The 13,106-nt window shown below is 47.3% G+C and carries 8 protein-coding genes; 6 read left to right on the top strand and 2 right to left on the bottom strand.

Annotation, left to right across the window (positions count from 1 at the left end; translation table 11 throughout):
- Positions 1–124: 124 nt before the first annotated feature.
- Positions 125–3,127: a PQQ-dependent sugar dehydrogenase gene (locus Q0668_RS05015; protein ID WP_298860736.1), complete on the bottom strand. Its 3,003-nt coding sequence runs from the start codon at positions 3,125–3,127 to the stop codon at positions 125–127.
- 172 nt (positions 3,128–3,299) lie between these two features.
- A complete protein-coding gene (gene priA / locus Q0668_RS05010; RefSeq protein WP_298860733.1) occupies positions 3,300–5,633 on the bottom strand; it encodes a primosomal protein N' in 2,334 nt (777 codons plus the stop codon).
- 143 nt (positions 5,634–5,776) lie between these two features.
- On the opposite strand from priA, the gene nadD reads away from it, so the two are divergent.
- From nadD to Q0668_RS04980, 6 genes are all read left to right on the top strand, one after another.
- Positions 5,777–6,397, top strand: a complete 621-nt coding sequence (nadD, locus tag Q0668_RS05005; RefSeq protein WP_298860730.1) for a nicotinate-nucleotide adenylyltransferase — start codon at positions 5,777–5,779, stop codon at positions 6,395–6,397.
- 347 nt (positions 6,398–6,744) lie between these two features.
- Positions 6,745–7,944 (top strand): iron-containing alcohol dehydrogenase, encoded by a 1,200-nt coding sequence (locus Q0668_RS05000; RefSeq protein ID WP_298860726.1) that lies wholly within the window; start codon positions 6,745–6,747, stop codon positions 7,942–7,944.
- Entirely contained in the window at positions 7,932–9,155 is a 1,224-nt protein-coding gene (locus Q0668_RS04995) for a PQQ-binding-like beta-propeller repeat protein (protein WP_298860721.1), read from the top strand. Before Q0668_RS05000 ends, Q0668_RS04995 begins: the two co-directional genes overlap by 13 nt.
- A gap of 87 nt (positions 9,156–9,242) precedes the next feature.
- Positions 9,243–10,553, top strand: coding sequence for a coproporphyrinogen-III oxidase family protein (locus tag Q0668_RS04990; protein WP_298860718.1), 1,311 nt, complete (start codon positions 9,243–9,245; stop codon positions 10,551–10,553).
- Between the two features lie 80 nt (positions 10,554–10,633).
- Positions 10,634–11,170, top strand: a complete 537-nt coding sequence (locus Q0668_RS04985; protein WP_298860715.1) for a hypothetical protein — start codon at positions 10,634–10,636, stop codon at positions 11,168–11,170.
- Between the two features lie 57 nt (positions 11,171–11,227).
- Positions 11,228–12,514, top strand: a complete 1,287-nt coding sequence (locus Q0668_RS04980; RefSeq protein WP_298860711.1) for an NAD(P)/FAD-dependent oxidoreductase — start codon at positions 11,228–11,230, stop codon at positions 12,512–12,514.
- The last annotated feature ends 592 nt before the right edge of the window (positions 12,515–13,106 follow it).

Raw genomic sequence — 13,106 nt, 5'->3', positions numbered from 1 at the left:
GGCAGTCAGAGGAGGGAACGCAAAAGCGACTTACCTGAATTATATGGAAATGTGAAATGAAACACCAGACTTTTTTATTTGATACAGCACCCGCAAGTACAATGAACAGTGATTCCATAATCAGTTATTTCAAGGATTCAAGATATGCCAGCAGATGAGACGCCTGTTCGATCGTCAAATCACGTAATAACTGATCGGGCATAATGGATTTCTTCTGGATCACAACATTTTCGATCTCATCATGAGAGATCTTTAAAGTTTCATTTTTCGCGTCTTTGATAGTCAAGCCAGATTTATCTTTTTTGATCAGGACGCCGGTGTATAATTTCCCCGAACGAGTTTCTATCACATAAGTGAAATACTTTTCATCAATCTTTTTAGATGGCTGAATGACATTCTCAAGCAACTCCGCACGTGAGAGCCTTTTACCAATCTGCGTGAGATCGGGACCAAGCGCTTTCCCATGTTGATGAACACGATGACAATTGCGACACTGCAGCCCCGCCATTTCAAAAAACAGCTTTTTCCCTTCTCGTGAATCTCCCTCCACAGACAACAACGCACTCTGATCAAACTTGACTCCCAGACGCTTGATTCTCTGATCTTCCGGCAGGAAGCGCTCGAATAAATCTCGAACAAGCGGGTTTCCTCCCTGAGCCGCCAGTAAAACGATCTGATCTTTCATTTCATCTGACATCGCAATTCGTTCAAACGAGTCCAGCAAATACAGGGCACCACTTGTACTTCCCAGAATTTCCTGAAGTTTCTCATTCACAAAATCCTGATCTGCAATCTGAATGGATTCATGCAACAGATTTGAATGGCGGTTTCGTAATCTTGAAACAATACCAGAACGGTAATCGGAACTCGGTGGAAAACTTGCGATCCAATCGCTGATCAATCTTGTCCCCCTCTCGTCCACGAGAGAGGAACCAGAGTATGGCATCCGCCCCTTTCCGAGTTTACTCATCCGATACAGCAATACCGAACGATAAGGATCGCCGGGCGATATCACTTGTGCATCCTGAATTCCGAATTTCCCCTGCGTTGGTGTCACTCCAATCGCTTTCATTCCGTCGGGTTTCAAAGAGGCACCAAGCTCTATGGTGGAACCGCCTCCCCCATTGCTTCGATGACAGTGCCGACAGTTCGCATGCAGATAAGATCGCGCCCGTAATGTTAATGCAGCAGAGGATTCGTAAGGATCAACCAGATAATGGGATTTAGTTCCTTTCGAATCCGTCCAGACCGACTCCGGTAATACTTTGATATGTGCCAGAGTCCGCAATTGATGATCAACAACATCGCCATACTTCTGGCTACGATTCAATTGTGCTTCGTCAAAGGACAATACTGAAAGGTGGTTCTGATAAGGCGTATGACAGACGGCACATTCGGTACGGCTGGGAATATGCCACTCTGTTTGATGTTTCTTGACAGGTTTCGTCTGCGTGCTGACCTCAAACTTCAGGGTCTCTCCCTCAGGAGCAACCAGAGTAGCGTCAGTCTGTTCTTCATTCCAACGGTAAGAGTATCCCATCCAGCGTGCACCATTAAAATGCAACAACTGCGTTTCCAGTCGACGCGATGATTGCGGATTTCCAAGTTCGGTCTCTAATGAAATCGTTTTCATCAAAACACTGTCTTTCGGAAAATTCCATATTCCTTTTTTCGAGATTGCGATGGTCGTCTCCGGAGGCAAAGCGACAAACCTCTCTCCAGTCGCATGATCGGCCCAGGCAGGGGCATTGATGGAATAGGGAATCACACCCGGCGCAATTTCATGTGCAGCCGTTGACTGAAATAACCCCGTCTGGCTGAGCTGAGTCGGAAAATCCGGATTGTGTTCTGATTTCGTAATCGGAATAAGGCGGTGAAAGCCGCCGCCTTGAATATCAACGATATAAACTTCGCCGGTATCATCGATGGCAAAAGCCGTGACTTTCAGCGTCGAGTTGGCCAGCTCCTGATGCCAATTGACACGTTGATCCCCATAGCGAAGTCCCCACAGTTTGCCGGTTGAGTAGTCTCCATAGACGTAAGTGTCCTGCAACCCTTTTAATCGGGAACTACCATAAAAATAACCGCCGGTAATCGAACGCGCTTCACGATGCGAATGCTCTACCGTCGGCGGAAGAATCGGAGTCGGACCGATTTTCATTCCAGGCTTAACCGGTTGACGCCCTTCCCGAATGCTCCAGCCATAATTCCCCCCCTTCTCCACGCGATACACCAGTTCCCACAATTCCCAACCCACATCGCCTACCCATAAATCACCATTCTCAGGATGAAAACACATCTTCCAGGGATTACGAAAACCAAAGGCCCAGATTTCAGGTCGCGCCCCCGGTTCATTCACAAATGGGTTGTCTGAAGGAATGGAATAGAGCCGATCTTTGCCAAAGCGATCTTTCCCCACACGATTGACGTCGATACGTAATACACAAGATAAAAGATTGCTGACATCCTGCCCGGAATTATGAATATCGGGAGGCGAAGCCGGCCCCCCATCGCCGGTCGAAATGTAAAGATAACCATCAGGACCGAATCGCAGACAGCCTCCATTATGACCGCCGGATAACCAGTTGATCAAAATCTCTTCCGAGTTCGGATCACATCGGGGCGGGTCCGTTTCCGAAACTTTAAATCGGGAAACGCGTGTCCCTTCCTGCAAACCTGCTTTTAAAACATAGCAGATGTAAACAAAGCGATTCTTCTCAAACTGGGGATGAAATGTAATACCATAAATTTCATTGAGATCTTTGACACGCTCTTTGAGATCAAAGAACAGATCTGTTTGTGAGGTTTTTTGGTCCTCATAGGGAAATGAATATATCTTCCCTTTTCTCTCTGCAACAAAAAAACGTTTTTGGCCGGATGCAGTCGCAATCGCCAGTGGCTGATTAAATTTCAGATTGGGAAAGGCACGCTCAGTCTCATAAGGTAGCGAAGGTTCGGGAGTCCCTTTTATCCGTGATGTGGTCCACGAAACTTGTTCCTGAATACCAAAAGAAGAATTCTTCGGTTCTTGTGCCTGCAATGGTAAAACCTGAAAGAACAAAGGCAGGCAAATAAGAGGAACAGCCAACCATGATCGAAATCGATGCTCTGTTTCGGGGGCGATCATTCTGGATTTTCCTCGTAGAATTAATTTGAACAATTTCGCGTCTGACTCTTTGACGACAGATTAAATCGATGCGGAAACGCAACATTACCATTCAAACCACTATTCCCACTGATTGCAATCTTGAAACGCTGAAGCCGACGAAGGAAGCGGATCTTGATGGTCAGATCTCTGGTTATCGCATGTTAACCGGATCAACGTCGATGATGTAATCGATTCCTTTTTCGTATGGCAACTTTCCAGCGATTTCCTGCCAAAGTTGTAGAATTTCTTCTACATTCACAGCAGCTAACTGAAAGTGATAGCGGAAATTCTTTTTCAGCCTGATAATTGGAGCGGGAGCAGGCCCTAATATTTGGATGTCCAGCTTTTTCTCAGACGCGGCTTCAAGTAATACCCGAGATAATTCTCTCGCAAACTGCAAAACACGTTCTTCCTGAGGTCCACGCAATATGACACGTGCAAAATGAGAATAAGGGGGAGCCTGCATCTCTTTTCGATGTCCCAGTTCGAGTTGGGCAAATCCCAGAAAATCATGCTCTGCCGCTTTCAGAATCGCCGGCTCGGCTGGTGATGCGGTTTGCACAAAGACACGCCCCCCCTGCGTACCCCGCCCCGTACGGCCTGCGACTTGCGCAATCAATTGGAATGTTCGTTCCGAGGCAAACAAATCGGGCTGATGCAACATCGTATCGGCGTCAACCACGCCCACCAGAGTCACATTCGGAAAGTCCAGTCCTTTAGCAATCATCTGCGTTCCCAGCAGGATATCAACATCCCCTGCAGCAAATGCATTTAGAACCTTGGCATGGCTGCCTACACCGCGCATGGTATCACTGTCCATTCGCTTGCAGGAGTAACTGGGGAACTTGGCTTTGACCTCTTCTTCCAGCCGTTGTGTACCCGCTCCGATAAAACGCAGTCCCGGTGCACCACAACCGGAACAGTGCGTCGGAGGCTTACTCGAAAAATCACAGCTATGGCAGATCGCCAGATTCTTATCCCGATGCCAGGTCAGAGAAACTTCGCAATGAGGACATTTGACCGAATTCCCACAGGACTTGCACCAGAGCGCCGGAGAATAGCCACGCAGATTCAAAAACAGGATGACTTGTCCGCCCGTCTCCAATGCATGCTGCATCCCGGTAAACAGAACTCGCCCGATCGATTCGTTCCTCCGGATCTGTACATCATTACGCACATCAATGATATTCACACCAGGCATCGGCAGGTTATTGACGCGACTAGGCATGGATATCAACGTGTCTTTTTTCTCAATCACCCGTAACCACGAATTCAGAGTCGGCGTGGCTGACCCCAGAATCAGAGGGATGCTCTCCAGCTCTGAACGTTTACGGGCGACTTCGCGGGCATGATAACGCGGTGCCGTTTCTTGCTTGAATGAAGTCTCATGTTCTTCATCAATCACGATTAAGCCCAGATGCGGCGCTGGCGCAAACACCGCACTGCGCGCTCCTACTATAACTTGCACTCTCCCGGCTGCGATATTCTGCCAATGATAATGTCGATCACTGTCACTCAAATGACTATGCAAAACCGCCACGGATTCAAAACGCGAACGAAAACGTTGAATCGCCTGCGGAGTCAGACTGATTTCCGGCACAAGCACAATCGCCTGTTGGCCATAGCTGACGACTTCACGGATCGCCTGAATATAGACTTCTGTTTTTCCACTACCCGTCACGCCATGCAGCAAAAACGTCTCACCCTGCTGTCCGCGTATCGCAGCCAGAATCTGATCCAGCGCCTGACATTGATCGGAGTTAAGTTCTAAATCCTCTTCTTTTTTTATCAGATCTTGCGCTGCGTCATCACCATTCCCAAATTGTTGGACGCGTTTTTGAGAACTTTTTATCAATGCTTTCTTTTTAAGCGACTGAACCGGACCGGAACCACAATTCGCCACCTGAGTCAATTCATCCAATGTCAGCGGTTTCTCAGCAGATCTCAGAACATCGTAAACAGCACGCTGCTTGACTGGCAGCTTTTCGATGACTTCAGCCAATTCATCCCCGGAAGCAAGATCAATCTGAGCCAGTTCAAATACCGTCACCATACGGGTACCCGCCTGATTCTTAACCCCCGCGGGAACCACACACTCCAATACCTGCCCCCAACTACACAAATATCGCTCTGCAATCCAACGCGTCAGTTTCAACATCTTGGAATCGAATAGCGGTCGGCTGTCCAGAATCGCTTCAATCGTCTTCAAGCGAACGCTGGGCTGATCTTTCTCAGCGGGCCCCACACCAACACAATAACCGGAAACCAATTGATTTCCCCGCCCAAAAGGAACCTGCACTCGATAACCTGCACTCAACTGAGCTCGCATGCTTTCAGGAACCAGGTAATGAAACTCCCGATCCAGAGGACGATTCAAAACCACTTTCGCAAGATACAGATCCTGCGCAGACTCCCGCTCCCAGGGCATGGGATTTTCCGGAAGTTCATCTTCTTCAAATAGGCTCTGTTGCTTCGGTTTACTCATATACTCAGCAGGATATACTAAGGAAAAGGGTTACTTCGATTTGTAACTCTTTGAACGAATGAACTCAACGATCAAACTCGACTATCGAGAATTCGATAAAAAAGATTCTTTCAGCACAGCTGATTGATAGAAACGATTAACTGATGCGTATTGGAATATTTGGCGGTACTTTTGATCCTGTGCACTATGGACATCTTCTGCTTGCAGAACAATGTCGCGAACAATGCAACCTGGATGAAATCTGGTTGATACCAGCGGGAAGCCCGCCTCATAAAGAAAGCAAAGGGATTTCGACTGGAAAACAAAGGCGGGAGATGCTCGAATTCGCCATCGCCGGCCATCCGGCGTTCGTCCTCAAAGACCTCGAACTCCACAGGGAAGGTCCCAGCTATACGGTAGAAACGCTTCGCCAGCTGAAAACATCACACCCCGATGATGAATTCTTCTTAATTGTCGGAGCAGATTCCGTCCGAGATCTGCATACCTGGCGTGAACCAGAGCAAATTTTAGAATTGGCAACTCTAATTGGCGTCAATCGCCCCAACATTAGTCTACCAGATCTATCAGAGCTGACTCAAAAGTTTGGGAAAATCGTCCTCTCCCAAATCATCTGGGTCACAATGCCCGGAATGGATATTTCCTCGACCGATATCAGAAAACGCGTTCACGAAAAAAAAAGTGTCCGGTTTATGACCCCCCGTGCAGTAGAAGTTTATATCCACAATAACAGATTATATTTAGACGAAGATTCCCCTAAATTATGAATAATACTCCTGTTAAGACCGCCGAACTCCTTATAAATCATCGCTGACTACTGGAATTCTTAGCCCATTTCGATCAGAATTATACTACAGAGACTCGCTACGTTTTATTAAAGCGATGCCTGTTGTACTTCTACGGTGTTTGATGGAGAGAGAATGGAGATGGAAGACCAGCGATTGAATTCTAACGCACCGGCTAAACCTACCTGAAATTCCACACCACATAATGACAAACAACTTCGATTTTCTTTCACAAGCAGGGAAACGAGTTAAGCATGAAAGTTTCATTGGCGTAAATTTTCAATTCGCTCGATGAACAAGATAGATCACGTAAGGAAAACATCATTCTCATGGATTCGAAATCGTCAGCCAGTCTAAACACGCAACAGGAAGCAGGGTCCCCTCTTTCTGCCTTTGATTATGCACCCAGTACGCGAATTATATTTGGTGCGGGATCGTTAGACCGACTGGGAGAACTCTCTTCAGAGCTAGGAGCAAAACGCATTCTCCTGGTCACAGACAAAGGACTTGCTGAAGCCGGCCATGAAGCACGCGCGGTGGCCTCTCTGGAAAAAGCGAATCTTCAAATCACCATCTTTGATGATGTCCACCCAAATCCCACTACAGAAGATGTCGAACGAGGTCTTCAGGTCGCACGCAACCACCAGATCGATCTGATCGTCGGACTAGGTGGGGGCAGCAGTATGGATTGTGCCAAAGGCATTAACTTCCTCCTTACCAACGGCGGACAGATGCAGGACTACTGGGGAGTCGGTAAAGCAGCCAAACCAATGCTCCCCTTAATTGCCGTCCCGACCACCGCAGGAACGGGGAGCGAAGCACAGTCGTTTGCCGTCATCGCGCATCCGGAAACTCATATAAAAATGGCCTGTGGCGATAAAAAAGCCGCCTGCAAAATTGCCATTCTTGATCCCGAATTAACACTCACCATGCCCCGCTCCGTGACACATGTCACAGGCATCGACGCTTTAAGCCATGCCCTCGAAACATTCGTCACGAAACCACGAAATGAAATTTCGCAACTCTTCAGCCGTCGCGCCTGGTCACTCTTAGCAAACAGCTTTCCGAAAGTGCTTGAGACCCCCGACGATCTGACCGCACGCGGCAATATGCAGCTGGGAGCACATTTTGCAGGCGCTGCCATCGAAAACTCTATGCTAGGTGCAACCCACGCATTAGCCAATCCGCTTTCTGCCCATTTTGATCTTACACACGGTGTTGCCATCGGAATTATGCTGCCGCACGTCATTCGATTTAATGCAGAACTCGTCGGCGAATATTATTCGGTTCTCGCTGCGGACATCGGCTTATGTGAATCCCACGATCCTGCGGGCGCCGGTTTATTGGCCGAACATATTCAATCATTAATTGCAACCGCAGGGGCCCCCACTTCTCTCACCGAATGTAATGTCGACCCCAGTCTAATGGATCAGCTCGCTGAAGAAGCCTCTCGGCAATGGACGGGTAATTTTAATCCACGACCCGTTGATCAATCCTCGTTAAGGGAATTGTACGAATGCGCATTTTAACCGATATCAAAAAACAGGCTTTGTCCTTTGGCGTTTTCGCGGTTTTAATCACCTGCGTCATTATTTCTATGAATACACGCGCCGCGGAAAAACCTGAAAATAATACAAGCATCAACGTATCTGAAACCGAAAGCAAACCAGGCAACTGGGCCTCCTTTCGAAATGGCAATCTGCAACAGGGAATTGCCAAATCATCACTGCCGCACAAACTGGAACTTCTCTGGCAACATACCTCATCCGACGGAATCGCATCCACCGCAGCGATTGTCGGCGATCGCGTTTATATGGCTGGCTTGAACGGCTACGTAGAATGTCTCGAATTAAAAACAGGGAAACCAGTCTGGAAATACCGTTCCATCAACGACCCAAACCCCGATCAATTCGCTCCCGGCTTTAAAGCATCTCCATTGGTCACGGACAAAGGCGTTTACTTAGGAGATGAAGATGGGATCTTCCATGCCATTGAACGCCAGACAGGGAAAAAACTCTGGCAATTTAAAACCGACGCCGAAATCATCAGCAGCGCCAACATCACCAACGGAAAAATTCTGTTTGGCGGCTACGATAATTTTCTTTACTGTTTGAATGAGTCCGATGGATCACTGGCATGGAAATTTGAAACAGACGGATATGTGAATTGCTCACCTGCGATCATAGACAATTTTACTTTTGTCACCGGTTGCGATGAGCAGCTACGTATGATTGATGTCAAAACAGGTAAGCAACACAGCCAGATGCCTTTAGCAACCTACTTGATTGCATCACCCGCGTTGATGGGCCAGAGTCTGTATGTCGGAACATATGCCAGTGAAATCATCGCTGTAAACTGGAAAACTCAGAAAATGGAATGGCGATATAAAGATCCGTTGAAGGAATTGCCCTACCATTCTTCAGCAGCCATCACGGAGGAATATGTCGTCGTCGGCGGGCGAGATAAACAGATTCATTGTGTAGAAAGAAAAACCGGAAAACCAGTCTGGAAATACGGTACACGCGGCCGGGTTGACAGTTCGCCGGTGATTGTCGGAAATCGTCTCTTTATCGGATCCTCTGATGGCAATCTGTACGAAATGGACCTGCAAAATGGAAAGATGCTCTGGAAAAAGAATTTAGGAGGCGACGTTACCGCTTCACCGGCAATTGGCTCCGGACATCTGATCATTGGGACAGAATCCCGAAATGGTGCCTTGTATTGTTTCGGAAAGAAGTGACAATAAGATGTAGAGAAAGCGTAAACACAAAAGCAGCGTCAATCGTGGTTTAGCTGGCTAAAAATACAATCAAAGTTTGAGAGAATTATGGATCTGGAAACGACAGGCACAACCGAAGTTGGCAGTTACTTTGTTTCGAACTACCCTCCTTTTTCACTATGGAAGCAGGAATACGTCACCAGAATTCATGAAGTATTGCATCAAAGCCCGGATGCCAGTATTCCAATGGGGCTTTATATCCATATCCCCTTCTGTCGCAAACGCTGCAAATTCTGTTATTTCCGTGTCTATGAAAAACAGAACGCCAAAACCATCGATCGCTATGTCCAGGCGTTAGAACGCGAATTCGAACTCCTCAGCAACGTCGAAGCCATTAAAGATCGCACGCTCGATTTCACATACTTCGGCGGGGGAACTCCTTCCTACCTAAGCTCGAAACAATTACTTTCATTGCGCGACCGACTCTCCAGCCTACTCTCATGGGAAACAGCGCAGGAAGTCACATTTGAATGTGAGCCAGGCACACTCAATCTCGAAAAAGTAAAAACACTCAAAGAAATCGGCATCACGCGCATCTCATTAGGCATCGAAAGTTTTAACGATACATTACTCGAAGCCAATGGACGCGCTCATCTGACACCCGAAGTCTTCAAGGCATACGACTGGATTCAACAAGTCGGCTTTCCTCAAGTCAATATCGACCTGATCGCAGGCATGATGGGGGAAACGGACGAAAACTGGACCGAGTCTGTCGAAAAGGCAATTGAGCTCTCGCCAGAAAACATCACCATCTATCAGATGGAACTACCACACAACACAATCATTTCCAAGGAAATCAAAGAGATGGGCATTACTTCGCCCATTGCCAACTGGGCCACCAAACGCCGCTGGATGAATGAAGCCATCGAAAAACTACTCTCGAAAGGTTATCACTTGGCAAGCGGAAACGAATTGGTGAAAAACCCAGATACAGATCGCTTCGTTTATCGCGATAATTTATTCCGCGGCAATGATCTCATCGCAACCGGAGTCTCTTCCTTTGGACATTTGCAAGGCGTGCATTATCAAAACCTGGATCGACTGGAAGACTATCTGGAAACGGTGGAATCCGGAAAACTACCCATCAATCGTGCACTCGAACCGACAGTCCATCAGCGACTCATCCGCGAATTTGTATTACAACTCAAAGAAGGTCGCGTTTTAACTCAGCCTTTTTATGAAAAGTTCGGCGTCAAATTAACAGAAGAATTTTCCGAAGCATTGAAAAATCAGCAAAATGCAGGTTACCTCACCTTTGATGACACTCAAGTAAAACTCACACGCAAAGGCCTGCTTCAGGCCGACAGCTTACTTACCGAATACTTCGAACCAGAACACCGCATGGTTCGATACACATAATTTTTTATCGTTGTATTTGATTGAAACTCACCACGATCATCCTCGAAAGATCAACTCCAGCAAAAAGAAATCATCCTCCAGTGAACCCACAAGACGAACTCGATGCTCTTGTCAAATTGTTTCCGCACGAACAACCACTGTTTGAAAAAGCGGAACACGTTTCTTCAGCCTCACTCCCAGACCCCTATAAAACGCTACTAGCTCATAACCACCATATGACGGTCACAATGGAAGAATATCATCAATCTCCCGTTGATGTAGCCGTCCTGGATCAGCGACTGGACGAAAATATTTATAGTAGAATCATTCTCTTATCCAAAACGGGTACCGATGATGTCGTTCAGTTTGGAATCGTCAGGTTCAATTTTGATTATGTTACCCAGGCCGTCAAGGACGAAATCCTGGCAGGAGACATCCCACTGGGACGAGTACTCATCAATCACAATGTCCTGCGCCATGTTGATTTAGGAGCGGTCTTACGAATAACCGCAGGCCCCGGACTAGCCAAAGTAATGCAGATCCAACCAGGTGAAATTACTTACGGACGTCTGGCAACCATATTTTGTAACCAGCAACCCGCAATTGACCTCTTGGAAATTTCCGCGCGGCTGCTATAAACCCAAAAACAATGCTGCTCACAATTAGATTTAGACTCGTAAAATTGAAGGCCCTTCATGAATCAGACAAACCTGAATGAACAGGCGACCCTCGATTCGGAATATGATGTAATCGTAATCGGCGCGGGTCCTGCAGGCTCAACCGTAGCAGCACTTCTAGCAGAACAGGGACGAAAAGTACTCGTCGTTGATCGCGCCCGGTTTCCCCGCTTCCACGTAGGCGAATCTTTAATACCCGAAACCTATTGGCAATTAAAACGCTTAGGCCTCATCGATCAACTCAAGCAAACCGCCTTCCCCAAAAAATTCAGCGTCCAGTTTGTTACCGAAGAAGGCACCGAAACAATGCCCTTCTACTTCAACAAATACAAAGAACATGAAAGCTCGCAAACCTGGCAGGTCTTAAGAGCCGAATTCGATCAGATGCTCGTCAATAACGCCCGTAATCAGGGAGCGATCATCCAAACCGGAGCCCAGGTTCTTGAACTTCTAAACGAAGGAGAACAAGTTACAGGTGTCAAACTGAAACTCAGTTCAAAGGAAACGCTCGACATTCACGCGAAACTCGTCGTAGATGCCAGCGGGCAATCAGGATTCATCGCGAATCGGCTCAATCTAAAAGTCGCAGACCCTGTATTGAAAAAAGGAACCGTCTGGGCCCACTTTAAAAATGCACAACGCGATTCGGGAATCGACGAAGGCGCCACGCTCATTTTACAAACCGAAGGCAAACGTTCATGGTTCTGGTACATTCCCCTTCCCGACAATGTCGTAAGCATCGGCTGTACCGGCGACATGGAATACATGTTCTCCAAAGAACGTGGCAACAGTGAAGAAATTTTCTATGCTGAAGTCGAACGCTGTCTCGGCATCAAAAGACGTCTAACCGAGGCCCAACCCGTTACGGAATTCATGACGACCAAAGATTTTTCCTACCATACCACTCAACCCGTCGGCCCCGGTTGGATGCTGGCCGGCGATGCGCTCGGCTTCATCGATCCCGTTTATTCCAGCGGCGTGTTTCTGGCTTTGAAGTCAGGCGAACTCATCGCAGACGCTATCAACGATGCCTTCGATACACAGGATTTCTCAGTCAATAACCTCAGCCAATGGTATCCCGGCTATCGGAACGGACTCGAAAATTTCCGCAAACTCGTTTATGCCTTCTACGCCCCCGGCTTCAGCTTTGGCACTTTCCTACGCCAATATCCACAATTCAAAACGAATCTCGTCGATATCCTCATCGGCGATGTCTTCAAACCCGATGTCGCGGAAATGTTCACAATCATGCAACAGGAACTACCCGAACTCGCCACACCCGATGAAACTGAACTCGCCATGTAACCACCCTTCAAAATCACCTCACTCTCTTCAGCACTGCCCACTGTGCACAACTCAACACGATTCACTACCGCAATCAGTTCAGCAGACACATCATCCCTTGACCCCTTCAAATCTTTCAAAAACGGCGTCCCTTCAGATTTTCAAGTGCTCAAACATTCCCGATTGACACCCCTCTGTCCAATCCTATTATGCGTTTTTACGCGTCGCGCGCGAGATGCATTTTATGCCCACTGCTTTTCGAGAATACTGAAAATCCCACTACTATAAAAGTTCCTTTGTTTTGAAAATCTTCACCTGATAAATCATTACCGGTTCCGAATATCTCGTAACATATCGAACACACTTCGACGCGTATAAACCGTAGCCCGGACACGTGTCGACAGCGATTAACCACCCACCGTTCAAACACAATTTTGTGCTTGACCCTCACACGCACTTCGCAACAATAATCCGCAATGTTCAATAAAGAAAAACCAAACGACACAGAACCAGCCACCGACAACATGTATCTGAGCGGCACGGCACTAGGTAGTGTGTATTGAATCGTTTTGAGGATAATTCTCACGAAAGTCACCTTTAACGAGATCGGTAA

This window comes from uncultured Gimesia sp., assembly GCF_937910335.1.
Taxonomy (GTDB): domain Bacteria; phylum Planctomycetota; class Planctomycetia; order Planctomycetales; family Planctomycetaceae; genus Gimesia.
Note: the sequence above shows the minus strand (reverse complement) of the source record. Positions and strands in the feature narration are given on the sequence as shown.

Bases quoted from the DNA above. Each gene is read 5' to 3' on its own strand.
- Q0668_RS04995 (WP_298860721.1), top strand. From the start codon at position 7,932: ATGCGCATTTTAACCGATATCAAAAAACAGGCTTTGTCCTTTGGCGTT.
- Q0668_RS04990 (WP_298860718.1), top strand. From the start codon at position 9,243: ATGGATCTGGAAACGACAGGCACAACCGAAGTTGGCAGTTACTTTGTT.
- nadD (WP_298860730.1), top strand. From the start codon at position 5,777: ATGCGTATTGGAATATTTGGCGGTACTTTTGATCCTGTGCACTATGGA.
- Q0668_RS05015 (WP_298860736.1), bottom strand. From the start codon at position 3,127: ATGATCGCCCCCGAAACAGAGCATCGATTTCGATCATGGTTGGCTGTT.
- Q0668_RS05000 (WP_298860726.1), top strand. From the start codon at position 6,745: ATGGATTCGAAATCGTCAGCCAGTCTAAACACGCAACAGGAAGCAGGG.
- Q0668_RS04980 (WP_298860711.1), top strand. From the start codon at position 11,228: ATGAATCAGACAAACCTGAATGAACAGGCGACCCTCGATTCGGAATAT.
- priA (WP_298860733.1), bottom strand. From the start codon at position 5,633: ATGAGTAAACCGAAGCAACAGAGCCTATTTGAAGAAGATGAACTTCCG.